This window comes from Streptomyces sp. NPDC097617 (genome assembly GCF_044761485.1).
Taxonomy (GTDB): Bacteria; Actinomycetota; Actinomycetes; order Streptomycetales; family Streptomycetaceae; genus Streptomyces.
On record NZ_JBIWCL010000006.1, the window covers coordinates 55,287 to 71,209 of the forward strand.

A 15,923-nucleotide genomic window follows, 5' to 3' on the forward strand; every position below is an offset into this window, starting at 1 on the left:
CATCAGCAGGCCCTCGCAGCCCGGCTGGCTACGACGTACGCGCCCCGTCGGAACTCGGGAAGCGCACACGGACGGTGAGGCCGCCCTCCGGGGCCGGATTGGCCTCGGCCGCCAGCCGCGCCCCGTGCGCCCGCGCGATCGAGGCCACGATCGACATCCCCAGTCCGGCCCCCTCGCCCGCGGTGTGCTGCCGTTCGGCGCGCCTGCGGAACGGCTCCAGGAGCCCCGGCACGTCCGCCGGATCGATCACGGGGCCGGTGTTCGACACCGTCAGTTCCCCGTCGGTGGACGTGGACACGGCGATCCGGCCGCCGGCGCGGTTGTGACGGACCGCATTGGCCAACAGGTTCCGCAGCAGGTGCCCGAGCAGGGTCGGGTCGCCCTGCACGGTCAGCGGCGCGAGGGTCCGTACGACGGTCAGCCCCTGCTGCGGGCAGGCCGCCAGCTCGGCGGCCGCGAGCGCCGCCAGGTCCACCGGACCGGTGGACTCCAGTCCCTGCTCCGAGACGGCGAGCAGCAGCAGGGACTCGATCAGGTGCTCGCTGGAGTCCGCGACACCGATCAGCTTGTGCCGGATCCGGGCCACCTTCTCCGGCGACGGGTCCCCCGCCAGCCCGATCTCGGCCGCCGCCCGCTGCACGGCCAGCGGAGTGCGCAGCTCGTGCGCCGCGTTCGCCGCGAACCGGCGCTGCGCCGAGACCAGCTGCTCCATCCGCCCCAGCATCGCGTCGAAGGTGTCGGCCAGCTGCTTGAGCTCGCCGGGCGGGGCGTCGAGGGAGATCCGCTCGTCCAGGTTCTCCCCGGACAGCCGGCGCGCGGTCTCGGTGATGACGCCGACCGGGCGCAGCACCCGGCCCGCCATCCACCGGGCGAGCCAGATCGACAGCACGGCGAAGACGGCGAGCGCGAGGAGGGAGTACATCAGCAGCCGGTGCCGGGTGGCGTCGGTGACGGCGTCCGAGAGGTTGCGGGTGTAGGCGTAGGTCTTGAGCTGCTCGGCGGTCAGGGGCCGGGCCGTGGGCAGCGCCTTCGCCGGTTCGCAGGCGCAGCGCCGAGCCCGAGGCCCTCGACGCGGTCCCGTACGGTCCCGGACGCGGTCAGCATCAGGACGCGGGTCAGCAGCCGCTCGCGCACGACCTGCCGGCAGACCTCGTCGCCGTGCAGACCGGGCAGGTCGCGGTCCAGGACGAGGACGTCGTACTCGCCCAGGCGCAGGCGCCGCAGGGCCTCCAGGCCGTCGCTCGCCTCGTCGACGGCGAGCGCGTCGCGGCGCAGCCCCTCGGCGATCATCTCCCGGAGGAATTCCTCGTCCTCCACCACCAGTACGCGCATGGCGTCCTCTTTACCCGAGATCGGTATTTCGCCGTTGTAAGCAGGGTGCGAGAGAGAAGCGAAAGGCCCTTTCACCGCAGGCTCGGGCCCATGAAGCGATCCCTGATCATGACCACGGCCGCGGTCGTCACCGGGCTGACCCTGTTCGCCACCGCCTGCGCGAACGACGCGTCGGCGGGGAAGAAGGAGTCCAGCGGCGGCGCGGGCGGCCCGGGCGGCGGTGGCGGTGGCGGTGGCGGTGGCGGCGACAAGAAGGCCAAGGTCGAGGTCGCCGTCACCTTCGACAAGCCGGCCGAGGTGAACGCCCCGGACCAGTCCCCCGTGACCGTCGGCCTGACCGGCGAGACCCGCAAGGGCGTGCTCTCCGTACCGGTCAACGCGCTGCTCGCACTCGCGGGCGGCGGCTTCGGCGTCCAGGTCGTGGAGGACGGCCGGGCCCGCGAGGTCCCGGTCGCGCTGGGCATGTTCGGCAACGGCCGGGTCGAGGTGACCGGCGACGCCCTCAAGGAGGGCATGCGGGTGGGGATCCCGAAGCTGTGACGGCCACGACGACGCCTGTGACGGCACATCCGACGAACCCTGCGGCGACCCCCGCGGACACGGTCGTGGAGCTGACCGGGGTCGCCAAGGAGTACCCGGGCGGGGTCGCGGCCCTGCGGGGGGTCGACCTGACCGTCACCGCAGGGGAACTCCTCGCCATCGTCGGCCCTTCGGGATCCGGCAAGTCCACCCTGCTGCACATCGTCGGCACCCTGGACCGCCCGACGGCGGGCGGCGTACGGATCGCCGGGTACGACATCGCGGCCCTTTCGGACCGCTCGCTGTCGGCCCTGCGCTCCCGGCACATCGGCTTCGTCTTCCAGTCCTTCCACCTGGTGCCCGGGATCAGCGCCCGGGCGAACGTCGCCGAGGGGCTGCTGTACAGCGGCCTCGCGCGGTCCGAACGGCTGCGCCGGGCGGCGCAGGCGCTGGAGCGGGTGGGCCTCGGGGACCGGATGGACCACCGGCCGCACGAGCTGTCGGGCGGACAGAAACAGCGCGTGGCGATCGCCCGGGCGGTCGTGTGCGCACCGGACCTGCTGCTGGCCGACGAGCCGACGGGCGCGCTGGACACGGCGTCCGGGGAGTCGGTGATGGAGCTGCTGCGCGAGCTGAACCGGGACGGGGCCACCATCGCGGTCATCACCCACGACCAGGAGATCGCGGCGAGCCTGCCGCGGCAGGTGCGGATCCGCGACGGGGAGATCGTCGCGGACCTGCGGAGTCCGGCGGGGGTGGCGTCATGAGCCGCGCGAGGGCCCGTACGCGGACGTCGGCCCGGCGGCTGACCCCGCCGAGGCTGTCGCCGCGGGACGTCCTGCACGTCGGATCGGCGGGCCTGCGCTCACGCCCGATGCGGGTGTTCCTGTCCGCCCTGGGCATCGCCATCGGAATCGCGACGATGATCGCGGTGGTCGGGATCTCCTCCTCCAGCCAGGCGAAGCTGCTGCGGGAGCTCGACAGGCTCGGCACGAACATGCTGGTCGCGAAGCCGGGCGAGGGCATGTTCAGCGGGCAGGACACCAAGCTGCCCCAGGACGCGCCCGGCATGATCTCCCGGATCTCGGGGGTCGAGTCGCTCGGCACCACCGGCGACGTTCCCGAATCCGTACGCCGGTCGGAGAACATCCCGAAGGGGGAAACGGGCGGGATCGTGCTCAAGGCGGCCAAGGACGACCTGCTGGGCACCCTGCGCGCGCGGACGGCGAGCGGCACCTGGCTCAACGCCGCCACCGGCCGCTACCCCTCGGTGGTGCTCGGCGACGTCTCCGCGCGCCGGCTCGGCATCACCGAACCGGGCCAGCAGGTCTTCATCGGCGGCCGGTACTTCACGGTGATCGGCATCCTGGAACCGATCCCGCTGGCTCCGGAGATCGAACGCTCCGCGCTGATCGGGTGGGACGCGGCCGAGCAGCTGCTGGGCTTCGACGGTCACCCGACGGCCGTCTACGAGCGGTCGGCGGACGACCGGGTGGCGGCGGTCCGCAAGCTGATCCCGCAGACGGCCAACCCGCAGACCCCGAGCGCGGTGCAGGTCAGCGACCCCTCGGCGGCGCTCCAGGCGAAGGCCGCCACGAAGGGCGCGTTCAGCACGCTGCTGCTGGGGCTGGGCGGGATCGCGCTGCTGGTGGGCGGGGTCGGCGTCGCCAACACGATGATCATTTCGGTGCTGGAGCGGCGCCACGAGATCGGCCTGCGGCGGTCGCTGGGCGGTACGAAGGGCCAGATCCGGATCCAGTTCGTGACGGAGTCCCTGCTGCTGTCCGGCCTCGGCGGCCTGGCGGGCATCGCCCTGGGCGGCGCGGCCACGGCGGTCTACGCCCGGGCCGGCGACCAGCCGTGGGTGGTTCCGCTCTGGGCGGTGACCGGCGGCTTCGCGTCCACGCTGGTGATCGGCACCCTGGCCGGGCTCTACCCGGCGGTGCGTGCGGCCCGGCTGTCCCCGACGCTGGCGCTGGCGGCGGCGTAGGGCATCGGATCCGGGGGACGGGCCGGGCAAACAGCGGTAAAAGGCCAGGTGCAAGCCCATCCCCCGGATCCGATCACCGGCGTACATTGAATCGATGAGGCGAACTCCACGTCACGCGGCGCGCGTTGTCATCCTGTCCCCCACCGGATCCGTGTTCCTCTTCCGGGAGGACAACGTGGAGGTGGGCATCCACTGGCTACCGCCGGGCGGCGGCATCGATCCCGGCGAGAGCCCCGAGGACTGTGTGCGGCGCGAGCTGCGCGAGGAGACCGGCTGGACCGACCTGGAGCCCGAACGGCTGCTCTGCACCTGGGAGCACGACTTCACGCACCAGGGGATCCCGGTCCGCCAGCACGAGCACATCTACGTCACCACGGGCCCGCACCGCGAGCCGGTCCTGGAGGCCCCGGACATCCACTGGCAGTGGCTCTCCCCGCAGCGCCTGGCCACCCTGGGCGAACCCCTGTGGCCGCCGCGCCTGGCGGACCTGCTGGCCGACATCCCGGCGGAACCGGTCCACCTGGGGCTGCTGGCCTAGCTGCCGGCCGGGGGGCGCCGATCCGCGGGCTTCCCGGTGGCCTTGGCGTAGAGGGAGGCCGCGTATTCGCCGAGGACCGTGCTGGTCGACACGTCGTCGGTGTCCCCGCCCGTGAGGATGCCGACGATCTTCCCGTCGCGGGCGATCCACGCGCTGCCGCTGGTGCCGCCCGGGAAGTCGGCGCAGTCGAAGCGCTGCTGGGTCGGGCTCTCGCGGACGGCGACCGCGGTACAGGTACGGGGAACACCGCGGTCGGCCGGGTAGCCGGTCACGGTGACCTCCTCGCCCGCGCGGCCGGTGGTGTCGAGCACGGCCGCGCCGGTCACGTCCTCGACGGCGCGGCCCTTGTCGTCCGGGGCGAGCCGGGCGAAGGCGAGGTCGTAGTCGTCGTCCGTGCCCTCCGCCCAGCGGTCGTCCTCGAAGACCTGCTGGATCTTCCATGTGCCGTACGGGGCGACCCCGTTGGCGTAGGCGGGGGCGAACACGGCGCTGCCGTCGGTCTGGTCCCCTTCGAGCAGGCAGTGCCCGGCGGTGATGATCAGGTTCCGGCCGGGGCTGCTCACCACGGTGGCCGTGCAGAAGTGGTCACTGTTCAGGCCGTCGGTGAACAGGGCGCCGGTGAAGGCCGCGGGCCCTCCGGGCGGCGGCGTGACGGCCGGCGGCAGGGTGGCTCCGGGCGGGGCCGAGAGCTGCGGCTTCGCCGCTTGCGATCGCGATGACGGGCCGGTCGGGGACGCGCTCGGCGCGGCCTTCGCCCGTACGGGAGGGACCCCCTCCGGCGGCGGCGCGAGCTTGGCCACCACGGCGGAAGCCCCCAGGGCCGCCACCGCGCACAGCACCGCCGTCACGACGGTCCGCTTGTCCACCGGCATGATCATCCTTCCGCTTCACCCTGGCGAAGCATGCCCCGGCGGCGGGGGTGGGTGCAAGAACGCGGGCGGCTCCCGGCCCGCTCGTCACACGGTTGCGACCGGCAGGTTGCATACAAAGCGCAGGCCCGGGCGGCCGTCCAGATCGACATCACCGGTGGGTACGAACCCCGTGCGGGCCAGCACCGCGCGCGAGCCCGCGTTGTCGAGCGTCGTGACCGCCCGCAGCGCGGTCAGTCCGTACCGCGTGAACGCCAGCCCGCAGGCCTCCTCGACCGCGGCCGTGGCCAGCCCCCGACGCGTGGCGCGCTCGGCGATCCGGTACCCGAGCTCGGCCGAACCGTCCGCCACGTCCACGAGGTTGACCCGGCCCACCACCTCGCCGCCGCCGTCGCCGTCGACCAGCAGGTGGAAGAAGCACAGCCCGGCGGCCTGCTCGGCCATCAGCGCGGCGTGCCGCTCGTCGAAGCCGGCGAAGTAGCGGTCCCCGCGGTCCGGCACCGACGCGGCGAAGTAGGCCCGGTTCTCCCGCTCGAACGCGAGCAGGGCCGGGGCATGGTCGAAGCGCAGCAACTGGAGTCGGGACACGGCCCGATGCTAGGTCCTGCCCGGACGGGAGGCGCAGGAATATACGCCGCCTCCCCGCGCGCCCCGTCACCCTCGGGCGGTGGGGCGGTGGGGCGGTGGGGCGGTGGGGCGGTGGGGCGGTGGGGCGGTGACGGGCCGCGCGATAGGTCATCCGCCCGATGTCCGCACCCCGCCTCAGACCGCACGCTGACCCGATGGTCGATCGGGAAACGGGAAAGGTCCTGCGGGACCGCAACGCACGGCTCTACCTGTCCGGGGTGGTGGTCTCCGGTTTCGGGACGAGCGCGATGTGGCTGGCCGCCGGTGTCTGGGTGAAGTCGCTGACGGGGTCGGACGCGCTCGCCGCCCTGACCGTGTCCGCCCTGTGGGCCCCGGTCCTGGCCGGCCCGGCACTGGGGGCGCTCGCCGACCGGCTGCCCCGGCGGCCGCTGCTGGTGGCCCTCTGCCTCGTGATGGCCGCGCTGCTGCCCCTCCTGCTCCTGCTGGACTCGACGGACCGGGTGTGGCTGCTGTTCGTGGTGCTGCTCGTGTACGGGATCTGCGGGAGCGTCCACGACGCGGCGGAGGCGGCCCTGATCCCGCAGGCCGTCGACCACCGGCTCCTCGGGGATTTCAACGGGCTGCGGCTGACGGCCAACGAGGGCATGAAACTCCTCGCGCCACTGGTGGGCGCGGGCCTGTTCGCCCGGGCCGGCGGGGCTTCGGTGGCGCTGCTCGACGCGGCGACCTTCGCGCTGGCGGCGGGCATCTTCGCCCTGCTGCGGGTGCGCGAGGACCGCCCGGAGCCGGACGTGAACCGGCACGGGGGCGGGGCCGGGGGTTTCGCGGGCGTACGGGAGGGCGGGCGGCAGCTGTGGACATCGCCCGCGCTGCGCGCGCTGGTGCCGGCCGGCGCCGCCGTGATGTTCCTGGCCGGCCTGAACGGCGCCGTCATTTACGCGGTCGCCGATGACGTACTGGGTCACTCCCCCGCCTACGTGGGGGTGCTGTACGCGGTGCAGGGCGCGGGCTCGGTCCTGAGCGGGCTCCTGGCGGGCCCGCTGCTGCGGCGGGTGCCGGAGCGGGTGTTCGCGGCCGCGGGCACGGCCCTGTTCGCACTGGGCGCCGGAGCCCGGGCGCTGCCCTGCGACGCGGCGGCCCTGGCGGGCAGCGCGGCCATCGGGGCGGGGCTGCCGTGCGTGCTGATCGCCGCGCTGACGGCGGTGCAGCGCGAGGTCCCGAACGCGGTGCTGGGCCGCGCGGCGGCCACGGCCAACACCCTGATCTTCGTACCGAACGCGCCGGCCCTGGCACTGGGGGCCGCGCTGGTGGCTTTCGTGGACGTACGGGTACTGCTGCCGCTGCTGGCGGCGGCGGGACTGACGGCGGCGCTGCTGCTCGGGGCCGGGGCGCGGGCCGGCGTGCGGGGCGGCGTACGGGGCGGCGTACGGGGCGGCGTACGGGGCGGGCGGAGGTGGCGGTAGGGCGTGGCCGGTGGAGGGGACCGGGCACGCCCCGCGGCCGCGGGCTCAGGCCCCCGGCCCCGCCCACAGGCCGTCCGCCGTGAGCCCGAGCAGGTCGATCGCGTTGCCGCGCACGATGCGGTCCACCACGTCCGGCGCCAGGTGGCCCATCTGGGCCTCGCCGACTTCGCGGGACTTGGGCCAGGTCGAGTCGGAATGCGGGTAGTCCGTCTCGTACAGGACGTTGGCGACGCCGATCGAGTCGAGGTTCTTCAGGCCGAAGGCGTCGTCGAAGAAGCAGCCGTAGACGTGCTCGGCGAAGAGCTCCGACGGCGGGCGCAGCACCTTGTCCGCGACGCCGCCCCAGCCCCGGTTCTCCTCCCAGACCACGTCGGCGCGCTCGAGGATGTACGGGATCCAGCCGATCTGGCCCTCCGCGTACATGATCTTCAGATTCGGGAAGCGCTCGAACTTGCCGCTCATCAGCCAGTCGACCATCGAGAAGCAGCAGTTGGCGAAGGTGATGGTGGAGCCGACCGCGGGCGGGGCGTCCGCCGAAGTGGACGGCATGCGGGAGGAGGAGCCGATGTGCATGGCGATGACCGTGCCGGTCTCGTTGCACGCCTCCAGGAAGGGGTCCCACTCGTCCGTGTGGATGGAGGGGAGGCCCAGGTGCGGGGGTATCTCGGAGAAGGCGACCGCGCGGACGCCGCGCGCGGCGTTGCGGCGGACCTCGGCGGCGGCGAGGCGGGCGTCCCACAGCGGGACCAGGGTGAGGGGGATCAGCCGGCCGCGGGCGTCCGGCCCGCACCACTCCTCCACCATCCAGTCGTTGTAGGCGCGTACGCCGAGGAGGCCCAGCTCGCGGTCCTTGGCCTCGGTGAAGGTCTGGCCGCAGAAGCGGGGGAAGGTGGGGAAGCACAGGGCCGACTGGACGTGGTTGACGTCCATGTCCGCGAGGCGATCGGGAACCGAGAAGGACCCGGGGCGCATCTGCTCGTAGGTGATGACTTCCAGTTTGATCTCGTCGCGGTCGTACCCGACAGCCGTGTCGAGCCGGGTGAGCGGCCGGTGCAGGTCCTCGTACACCCACCAGTCGCCGATGGGGCCGTCGTCGCCCTGCGCCCCCATCACGGGGGCGAACTTGCCGCCGAGGAAGGTCATTTCCTTCAGCGGGGCACGGACGACGCGGGGGCCGATGTCGCGGTACTTGGACGGGAGCCGGTCCCGCCAGACGTGGGGGGGCTCAACCGTGTGGTCGTCCACCGAGATGATCTTCGGGAAGGTCTCCATGACCCATACGGTAGCGCTGATCTGACGAACCGTCAGCTGGTTGGCCGGTGATCGGTCAAGGACGGGCTGACGTGTGTGCGCGAGACAGGGCAGACTGACCAATACACCGACGGAAGGCAGGGGGACGACAGATGGACGGCGTACCGGCCATCCCGAGCCCGCGGAAACACCCCGGGGCCCCTACGGCCGCCGCCGCACGCCGAGCCGGGACCGCCACGGCCGGAACCGGTGCAGGCACGGCGGCGACGGACACCGCGGGGCCGAAGGCCAAGGGGACAGTCCCGGCCGGAACGGGCGACGCCGTCGCCGGGTCCGCGCCGCGGACGGCGGAGACCGCCGCGGACACCGCGCCCGGCGCGGCTCCGGCGGGTGCCGCGGCGAACGGCGGGACGAGCGGCGGGGCCAGGGCGAGCACCCGGGCCGGGACGGACGCCCGCGCCGAGGCCGCCGAGCGCGCCAACCCCGAAGCCGCCGCGGACACCGCCGCGAGCGCTGCGGAAACCGCCGCGGACGCCGGCGCCGGCGAGTCCCGCTTCGCCGTCCTCGGCCCCGTCCGCGCCTGGCGCGGCGCCGAGGTCCTGCCCTCCGGCACCCCCCAGCAGCGCGCCCTGCTCGCCGTACTCCTGCTGCGCGACGGCCGCACCGCCACCGCGCCCGAGCTCATCGACGCCATCTGGGGCGAGGACCCGCCGCAGCAAGCCCTCGCCACCATCCGCACGTACGCCTCCCGGCTGCGCAAAATCGTCGCCCCCGGGCTGCTCGTCACCGAGTCCGGCGGCTACGCCATCAGGCTGCGCTCCGCCGCCACCCTCGACCTCGGCATCGCCCGCAGCCTCGCCGCCGACGCCGAAGCGGCGCGCGCCGCCGGCGACCGCGCCCTCGCCCGTACGCTGCTCGCCCGCGCCCTCGACCTCTGGGAGGGCGAACCCCTCGCCGGGATCCCCGGTCCGCACGCCGAGACCGAGCGGACCCGCCTCGCCGAATGGCGCCTCCAGCTGCTGGAGACCCGGCTCGACCTCGACCTGGAGGTCGGCCAGCACGCCGAGGCCGTCTCCGAACTCACCGCCCTGACCGCCGCCCACCCGCTGCGCGAACGCCTGCGCGAGCTGCTGATGCTCGCCCTCTACCGCAGTGGCCGGCAGGCCGAGGCCCTCGCCGTCTACGCCGACACCCGCCGCCTCCTCGCGGACGAGCTCGGCGTCGACCCGCGCCCCGAACTGGCCGCTCTCCAGCAGCGTATCCTCAACGCCGACGCCGATCTCGCCCGCGCGGAGGACCCGGCCCCGGCCGCCGCGACCGTTCACGTGAGGCCCGCCCAATTGCCTGCGACCGTCCCCGACTTCACCGGCCGTGCCAGCTTCGTCAATGAACTCGGCGCCATCCTGACCGGCGGCGCCCTGGACCAGATCATGGCCGTCTCCGCGCTCGCCGGCATCGGCGGCGTCGGCAAGACCACCCTGGCCGTCCACGTGGCGCACGCCGCCCGCCCGCACTTCCCCGACGGCCAGCTCTACGTCGACCTCCAGGGCACCGAGGCCCGCCCCGCCGAACCGGAGGCCGTCCTCGGCTCGTTCCTGCGCGCCCTCGGCACCCCCGACACGGCCATCCCCGACTCCTCCGCCGACCGCGCGGCGCTCTACCGCTCCATCCTCGACGGCCGCCGCGTCCTGGTCCTCCTCGACAACGCCCGCGACGCCGCCCAGGTCCGCCCGCTGCTGCCGGGCACCGCCGGCTGCGCCGCCCTCGTCACCAGCCGGGTCCGCATGGCGGGCCTCGCCGGGGCCCATCTCGTCGACCTCGACGTGATGAGCCCCGAGGAGGCCCTCCAGCTGTTCACCCGCATCGTCGGCGAGGAGCGCGTGCGCGCCGAACGGCAGGCCGCCCTCGATGTCGTCGGCGCCTGCGGCTTCCTGCCGCTCGCCATCCGCATCGCCGCCTCCCGGCTCGCCGCCCGCCGCACCTGGACCGTCTCCGTCCTGGCCGCCAAGCTCGCCGACGAACGCCGCCGCCTCGACGAGCTCCAGGCCGGCGACCTCGCCGTCAAGGCCACCTTCGAGCTGGGCTACGGCCAGCTGGAGCCCGCCCAGAAGCGCGCCTTCCGTCTCCTCGGCCTCGCCGACGGCCCCGACATCTCGCTCTCGGCGGCGGCGGCCGTGCTCGACCTGCCCGAGTACGACACCGAGGACCTCCTCGAGGCCTTAGTCGACTGCTCCCTGCTCGAATCCGCCGCTCCCGGCCGCTACCGCTTCCACGACCTCGTACGCCTCTACGCGCGTGCGTGCGCCGAGCGTGACGAGCAGCCGCCGAGCGGGTGCGAGGCGGCCCTGGACCGGCTGCTGGACTTCTACCTGGCCACCGCCTCCGGGGTCTACGCCCTGGAACGCCCCGGCGACCGGCTGCCCGCGCACCTGTCCGACACCCACTACCCGGGGCTGGTCTTCGCCGAGCCGCGGGCCGCCCTGGACTGGCTGTACGCCGAGGCCGACCCGCTGCTGGCGTGCGTACGGCAGGCCGCCGCACGGGGCGGCGAGTCGCTGGTCCTGCGCCGTGCCGTGGACCTGCTGTGGGCGGCGAAGGACCTGGCCGAGTCCGGGGCCAACTCCCGGCAGTACGAGTCTGCGGCGGTCGCTGTGCGCGACGCGGGGCAGGCCGCGAAGGACCCGTACGCCGAGGGCCGCGCCCGCACCACGCTCACCAACGTCCACCTGGTCGCGGGCCGCTTCGCCGAGGCCGACGACGAAGCCGCCCGGGCCACCGCGCTCGCGCGCGAGGCCGGCGACCCGCTGCCCATGTGCTGGGCGCCCAACGACCGCGGGATCATCGCCCTCTACGAGGGCCGGCACGCGGACGGCGAGCGGTACCTGCTGGAGGCCATCAAGTGCTTCCGCGCCGACGGCAACAACGTCGGCGAGGCCAGCGCCCTGTGCAACCTCTCCCGCATCCATGTGGAACTGGGCCACCTCTCCAGCGCCATAGACCTGGCCCAGCAGGGCATCGCCATCTACGACCGGATGGGGCTGAGCCTGCGCCTGGCCAACGGCCGCTACGCGCTGGGCATCGCCCTCACCCAGGCGGGGCGGCTCGGCGAGGCGCTGGCGCAGCTCGCCGAGGCGCTGTCGCTGTTCCACGAGAACCGTCAGCCGCTGTGGGAGGGCGTGACGCACTTCCGCCTCGCCGAGGCCCACCTCGCGGCGCTCCGGCCCACCCTGGCCGCCTCGCACGCCGAGCAGGCCATCGCGCTGCGCGGCATCGGCGGGGAGTGGCGGCGGGCGACGGTGCTGACGGTGCTCGGGAAGGCGCTGCGGCGGCTGGGTCAGACGGACCGGGCGCGCGCCTGCTGGCGGGACGCGGAGAGCGTGTTCACCCACCTGCGGTCGGCCGAACTGGGTGAGGTTCAGGCCCTGTTGGCTGCGGAGATCGCGGCCTGAGGCACGGGGACGCCGGTTGAACGCGGCGTTCATCGTTCGTTTATCGCGCTCCGACACGATAGGTGCATCGACCCGGCGCTTCGGGGGGGCGCTCGGGCCGGTTGGTGGACTACCCGTTCGGCGGTCATCGGGGGAATCGCCGAACGGGTCCAGCCCTACCCATTCATCAGGAGAACCGATGACGACGAACGAGAACCTCAAGCCGCTCGACAATCACGCCTCGGGCGTCGATATCGAGACCCTGGACAACCACGCCTCGGGCATCGAGATCAAGCCGCTCGAGAAGGAGCCGGCTCCGGCTCCGGCCGTCCCCACCACGGACGAAGAGATCCAGACGCTGGACAACCACGCGTCCGGCCCGCGTCCGTAGCACGCGCACGACGTACGGGGGACCCACACGGGGGAGTACGGGGGAGTACGGGGGAACGGCGGTCGCGGTGGCCCGGAGGGGGAGCCACCGCGACCGCCGCACGCGTGCGCCCGGGCCGGAGCCCGGCGGCGGCATAGTCTGGGGGTGTGTTCTCCTCCCACGGGCCGAGCGTCCGCGAACTGGCAGTGCAGGGCCTCTCCTCGGTGGAGCGGGGCTACGACCTCCTCGCGCCGAAGTTCGATCACACCCCCTTCCGCACCCCGGACCGGATGCTCGACGCCGTCGAGGAGACCCTCGCCCAGGTCGAGGGCGGCTTCGACGCCGGTCTGGACGTGTGCTGCGGAACGGGCGCCGGGATCGACATGCTGCGCCGGCTGTGCCGGGGCCGGGTGACCGGCGTCGACCTCAGCGCGGGCATGCTGGCGCAGGCCGAGCGCCGGTACGGCGCGGACGCCGAGCGCGTGGACTTCGTACGGGCCGACGCGCGGGACCTGCCGCCCGCCCTGGCGCAGACCTACGACCTGGCGGTCAGTTTCGGCGCCTTCGGCCACTTCCTCCCGTCGGAACGCCCCGCGCTCTTCTCCGGGATCCACTCCGCACTGCGCGAGGGCGGCGTCCTCGCCTTCCCGATCGGCGCCCCGCTCCCGCTCGGCTCACCGCTGTGGTGGGCGACGACGGGCTTCGACGCGGCGATGCGGGTCCGCAACGCGCTGTGGCGTCCCCCGTTCGTCATGTACTACCGGACCTTCCCCCTGGGCGGAGTCCGCACGGACCTCGAGGCGGCCGGCTTCACGGTGGAGACCGCCGCGCTGGAGCACTTCGGCCGGCAGCCCGACGGCGCCCCGAACTGGCGGCTGGTCCTGGCCCGCCGCACCTGAGACTCCACGTCCGCCGGGGGCTTGGCGGAACGGCTGCGTCACCATCGGGACACCGGGCACAATCCGTGAGGAACCGTCAGGGATCCTGCGCACCAACCCACTCCATGGAGCAGCCGGTGTCGTCACAGGAAATGCTCATCACGCTCACCCCACAGCAGGCGACCTACGGTGTGATCCTCCCCGTGGAGCTGCCGACCGGCACGGTCCGCCTGCGCATACCGTCCTGCCGGCACGGCGATCTCGTCCGGGTCCGCGTCGGCGCCGAGGAAGTCCTGCTGCGCGTCCACGTGACCGGGGCGGGCGCGGCCTGGATCGCGGGGGCCGACGGGGTCACGCCGCCGGCCGCGGCCACGGCCGCCGTCCCGGCCGGGGCGGGCGCGACGCAGCCTGCGCAGGCCGCACGGCCCGCGCAGGCGGGCGGCGGGCGCGGCTGCCTGGTGGCGCTCGCCGTCGCCGCAGCGCTGGTCCTCGGCTTCTTCCTGCTGAGCGACGGCGACGACGACGGCCGTGACGGCAAGACCTCCGCCGAGGCCACGCCCACCTGGTCATCCTCCTGGACGCCCTCGCCCTCCCCCTTCGACTCCGACTCCGACTCCCCTGACGACTCCCCCTCGTCCGGGTCGTCGGCCCCCGCCGCCGCCACCCCGTACAGTCCCGAGGCGGTCGCCGAGCCGAGCCCCGAGCCCAGCCCGTTCGACCGGGGCACCTGCCTCAACGGACAGCTGCCCGACTCGACGACGCCGCGCAGCGTCAGCGGTGTCTCGGAGGTGCCCTGCTCCGCGTCCGACGCGCACTACCGGGTGATCGAGAGCAATCCCGGCACCGCGGACCTGGACAGCTGCAACGGCAACCCCAAGACCCAGTACGCCTTCTCCTACCGCTACATGCGCGGCTCCACCGTCCTCAACCAGTACGTGTACTGCCTGGTCGGCATCGGCTCGTACGCCCGCTGAGCAGGGCCGGCCCAGGTGGGCGCCCGGGCTCAGTGGACGCGCAGCTCGCGCTTGAGGATCTTGCCGCTCGCGTTGCGGGGGAGTTCCGTCACGAACTCCACCGCGCGCGGGACCTTGTAGTTGGCCATCTCGCGGCGGGACCAGGCGATCAGGTCGTCGGCGGTCAGGGTGGAGCCGGGGCGGCGGACCGCGTAGGCCTTGCCGACCTCGCCCAGGCGGGGGTCCGGGATGCCGACCACCGCGACGTCGGCGATGTCCGGGTGGAGGCCGAGGAGTTGCTCGATCTCGGCGGGGTAGGCGTTGAAGCCGCCGACGATGAACATGTCCTTGATCCGGTCGGTGATGCGCAGGTTCCCGTCCTCGTCCAGGACCCCCACGTCGCCGGTGTGCAGCCAGCCCTCCGGGGTGATCGCCCGGGCGGTCTCCTCGGGGTCCTCGAAGTAGCCCTGCATGACGTGGTAGCCGCGGACCACGATCTCGCCCGCCCGGCCGGCCGGCTGCCGGCGCCCGTCCGCGTCCCGGATCTCCACCTCCGTGTCGGGGACGGCCCGGCCTGAGGTGGAGGAGACGGTCCGCGCGGGGTCGCCGCAGCGGCACATGGTGACGATCCCGCTGGCCTCCGAGAGTCCGTACGCAGTGAGGACGGTCGCGATGTGCAGTTCGCCGCGCAGCCGCTCGACGAGCCGGAGCGGGACCACGGCCGCGCCGGTGACGACCAGGCGCAGGGCGGAGAGGTCGTGGTGGGCGCGCTGGGGGTGGTCGAGGAGCGACTGGTGGAGGGTGGGCGGCCCGGGGAGTACGGAGATCCGCTCGGCGGCCACGTTCGCGAGGACGGTGTCCACGTTGAACACGGACTGCGGGACCATCGTGGCCCCGCGCATCAGGCAGGCGATGATCCCGGCCTTGTAGCCGAAGGTGTGGAAGAAGGGGTTCACGATCAGGTAGCGGTCGCCCTCGCGCAGTCCGGCGAGCTCGCTCCACACGTCGTAGCAGCGCAGGGACTGGGCGTGGGTGATGACGGCGCCCTTGGGGCTGCCGGTGGTGCCGGAGGTGAAGACGATGTCGGAGGGGTCCTCGGGGCGGATGGCCCCGGCGCGTTCGCGGACCGCGGCGGCCGGTATGCCGTCCCCGCCCGTGAGGAAGTCCTTCCACGTGCGGAAGGAGTCGGGAGCGTCGTCGGAGAGGACGACCACCTGCTCCAGGTGCGGGAGCCCGGGCAGCGGGCCGCTGCCGGGGCCCTCGGCGGCGGCTCGGCGCAGTGAGGCGACGTAGGAGGTGCCGAGGAAGGTGCCGGTGACGAAGAGCAGCCGGGCCCGGCTGCGCTCCAGGACGTACGCGGCCTCCGCGCCCTTGAAACGGGTGTTGAGGGGGACGAGCACCGCGCCTGCGGAGACGGCGCCGAGGGCGGAGACGATCCACTCCAGGGTGTTGGGGGCCCAGACGGCGACCCGGTCGCCGGGCTCGATCCCGGCGGCGATGCAGGCGGCGGCCGCCCGCTCGACGCGTTCGCCGAGCTGCGTGTAACTGATGCGGGCGCGGCCGTCGACGACCGCCTCGCGGTCGGCGTACCGTGCCGCAGCCGACCGGACGAGCCCGGCGATGCTGCCCCAGCGCAGGTCTCCGCGTACGTCCTCGTGCCGGTCCCGGCGCAGGTCCCCGCGTACGCCCTCGTGCCGGTCGTCGCGCCCGTCGTCGCCCATTGCGTGCCACCTTCCCGCAGACC

The 15,923-nt window shown here is 73.8% G+C and carries 14 protein-coding genes and 1 pseudogene; 9 read left to right on the forward strand and 6 right to left on the reverse strand.

Annotation, left to right across the window (positions count from 1 at the left end; translation table 11 throughout):
- Window positions 1-28: 28 nt before the first annotated feature.
- Window positions 29-922 carry an ATP-binding protein gene (locus ACIQZO_RS12885; RefSeq protein ID WP_403624396.1) on the reverse strand — a complete coding sequence of 298 codons (894 nt, stop codon included), beginning with the start codon at window positions 920-922 and terminating at the stop codon, window positions 29-31.
- 125 nt (window positions 923-1,047) lie between these two features.
- Window positions 1,048-1,332: pseudogene (locus ACIQZO_RS12890) on the reverse strand (response regulator); the annotation flags it as partial.
- Window positions 1,333-1,422: 90 nt separating this feature from the next.
- Here ACIQZO_RS12890 and ACIQZO_RS12895 point away from each other — a divergent pair.
- The 4 genes from ACIQZO_RS12895 to ACIQZO_RS12910 all read left to right on the forward strand — a co-directional run bounded on the left by ACIQZO_RS12895 (window position 1,423) and on the right by ACIQZO_RS12910 (window position 4,379).
- Entirely contained in the window at window positions 1,423-1,872 is a 450-nt protein-coding gene (locus ACIQZO_RS12895; protein ID WP_403624399.1) for a hypothetical protein, read from the forward strand.
- A 17-nt stretch (window positions 1,873-1,889) separates the two neighbouring features.
- Window positions 1,890-2,618 carry an ABC transporter ATP-binding protein gene (locus ACIQZO_RS12900; RefSeq protein ID WP_403624402.1) on the forward strand — a complete coding sequence of 243 codons (729 nt, stop codon included), beginning with the start codon at window positions 1,890-1,892 and terminating at the stop codon, window positions 2,616-2,618.
- On the forward strand, window positions 2,615-3,841 hold the full coding sequence (locus ACIQZO_RS12905; protein ID WP_403624405.1) for an ABC transporter permease: 1,227 nt from the start codon (window positions 2,615-2,617) through the stop codon (window positions 3,839-3,841). Before ACIQZO_RS12900 ends, ACIQZO_RS12905 begins: the two co-directional genes overlap by 4 nt.
- Before the next feature lie 94 nt (window positions 3,842-3,935).
- Window positions 3,936-4,379 (forward strand): NUDIX hydrolase, encoded by a 444-nt coding sequence (locus ACIQZO_RS12910; RefSeq protein WP_403624408.1) that lies wholly within the window; start codon window positions 3,936-3,938, stop codon window positions 4,377-4,379.
- Here the strand turns inward: ACIQZO_RS12910 and ACIQZO_RS12915 are convergent.
- Window positions 4,376-5,251, reverse strand: a complete 876-nt coding sequence (locus tag ACIQZO_RS12915) for a trypsin-like peptidase domain-containing protein (RefSeq protein WP_403624410.1) — start codon at window positions 5,249-5,251, stop codon at window positions 4,376-4,378. The genes ACIQZO_RS12910 and ACIQZO_RS12915 overlap by 4 nt on opposite strands.
- An 84-nt stretch (window positions 5,252-5,335) precedes the next feature.
- Window positions 5,336-5,836, reverse strand: a complete 501-nt coding sequence (locus ACIQZO_RS12920; RefSeq protein ID WP_403624413.1) for a GNAT family N-acetyltransferase — start codon at window positions 5,834-5,836, stop codon at window positions 5,336-5,338.
- Between the two features lie 194 nt (window positions 5,837-6,030).
- On the opposite strand from ACIQZO_RS12920, the gene ACIQZO_RS12925 reads away from it, so the two are divergent.
- The gene (locus ACIQZO_RS12925; RefSeq protein ID WP_403624416.1) at window positions 6,031-7,299 is read left to right on the forward strand and encodes an MFS transporter; all 1,269 of its coding nucleotides are present in this window, start codon (window positions 6,031-6,033) and stop codon (window positions 7,297-7,299) included.
- Between the two features lie 45 nt (window positions 7,300-7,344).
- Here the strand turns inward: ACIQZO_RS12925 and ACIQZO_RS12930 are convergent, their stop codons facing one another.
- Window positions 7,345-8,571, reverse strand: a complete 1,227-nt coding sequence (locus ACIQZO_RS12930) for an amidohydrolase family protein (protein WP_403624418.1) — start codon at window positions 8,569-8,571, stop codon at window positions 7,345-7,347.
- Between the two features lie 131 nt (window positions 8,572-8,702).
- On the opposite strand from ACIQZO_RS12930, the gene ACIQZO_RS12935 reads away from it, so the two are divergent.
- The 4 genes from ACIQZO_RS12935 to ACIQZO_RS12950 all read left to right on the forward strand — a co-directional run bounded on the left by ACIQZO_RS12935 (window position 8,703) and on the right by ACIQZO_RS12950 (window position 14,200).
- Complete coding sequence (locus tag ACIQZO_RS12935; RefSeq protein ID WP_403624421.1) at window positions 8,703-11,999, forward strand: BTAD domain-containing putative transcriptional regulator; 3,297 nt, start codon at window positions 8,703-8,705, stop codon at window positions 11,997-11,999.
- A 178-nt stretch (window positions 12,000-12,177) separates the two neighbouring features.
- A complete protein-coding gene (locus ACIQZO_RS12940; RefSeq protein ID WP_403624424.1) occupies window positions 12,178-12,369 on the forward strand; it encodes a hypothetical protein in 192 nt (63 codons plus the stop codon).
- A 146-nt stretch (window positions 12,370-12,515) separates the two neighbouring features.
- Window positions 12,516-13,247: a class I SAM-dependent methyltransferase gene (locus tag ACIQZO_RS12945; protein WP_403624427.1), complete on the forward strand. Its 732-nt coding sequence runs from the start codon at window positions 12,516-12,518 to the stop codon at window positions 13,245-13,247.
- A 116-nt stretch (window positions 13,248-13,363) separates the two neighbouring features.
- Window positions 13,364-14,200 (forward strand): hypothetical protein, encoded by an 837-nt coding sequence (locus ACIQZO_RS12950; protein WP_403624431.1) that lies wholly within the window; start codon window positions 13,364-13,366, stop codon window positions 14,198-14,200.
- A gap of 29 nt (window positions 14,201-14,229) precedes the next feature.
- On the opposite strand, the gene ACIQZO_RS12955 is transcribed toward ACIQZO_RS12950, so the two are convergent.
- On the reverse strand, window positions 14,230-15,900 hold the full coding sequence (locus tag ACIQZO_RS12955; RefSeq protein ID WP_403624434.1) for a FadD3 family acyl-CoA ligase: 1,671 nt from the start codon (window positions 15,898-15,900) through the stop codon (window positions 14,230-14,232).
- Window positions 15,901-15,923: the final 23 nt, after the last annotated feature.

What these genes read in the sequence shown, in the direction of transcription:
- ACIQZO_RS12885 (WP_403624396.1), bottom strand. Translation starts at nt 922, where the DNA reads ATGTACTCCCTCCTCGCGCTCGCCGTCTTCGCCGTGCTGTCGATCTGG.
- ACIQZO_RS12895 (WP_403624399.1), top strand. Translation starts at nt 1,423, where the DNA reads ATGAAGCGATCCCTGATCATGACCACGGCCGCGGTCGTCACCGGGCTG.
- ACIQZO_RS12905 (WP_403624405.1), top strand. Translation starts at nt 2,615, where the DNA reads ATGAGCCGCGCGAGGGCCCGTACGCGGACGTCGGCCCGGCGGCTGACC.
- ACIQZO_RS12910 (WP_403624408.1), top strand. Translation starts at nt 3,936, where the DNA reads ATGAGGCGAACTCCACGTCACGCGGCGCGCGTTGTCATCCTGTCCCCC.
- ACIQZO_RS12915 (WP_403624410.1), bottom strand. Translation starts at nt 5,251, where the DNA reads ATGCCGGTGGACAAGCGGACCGTCGTGACGGCGGTGCTGTGCGCGGTG.
- ACIQZO_RS12925 (WP_403624416.1), top strand. Translation starts at nt 6,031, where the DNA reads ATGGTCGATCGGGAAACGGGAAAGGTCCTGCGGGACCGCAACGCACGG.
- ACIQZO_RS12930 (WP_403624418.1), bottom strand. Translation starts at nt 8,571, where the DNA reads ATGGAGACCTTCCCGAAGATCATCTCGGTGGACGACCACACGGTTGAG.
- ACIQZO_RS12935 (WP_403624421.1), top strand. Translation starts at nt 8,703, where the DNA reads ATGGACGGCGTACCGGCCATCCCGAGCCCGCGGAAACACCCCGGGGCC.
- ACIQZO_RS12940 (WP_403624424.1), top strand. Translation starts at nt 12,178, where the DNA reads ATGACGACGAACGAGAACCTCAAGCCGCTCGACAATCACGCCTCGGGC.
- ACIQZO_RS12955 (WP_403624434.1), bottom strand. Translation starts at nt 15,900, where the DNA reads ATGGGCGACGACGGGCGCGACGACCGGCACGAGGGCGTACGCGGGGAC.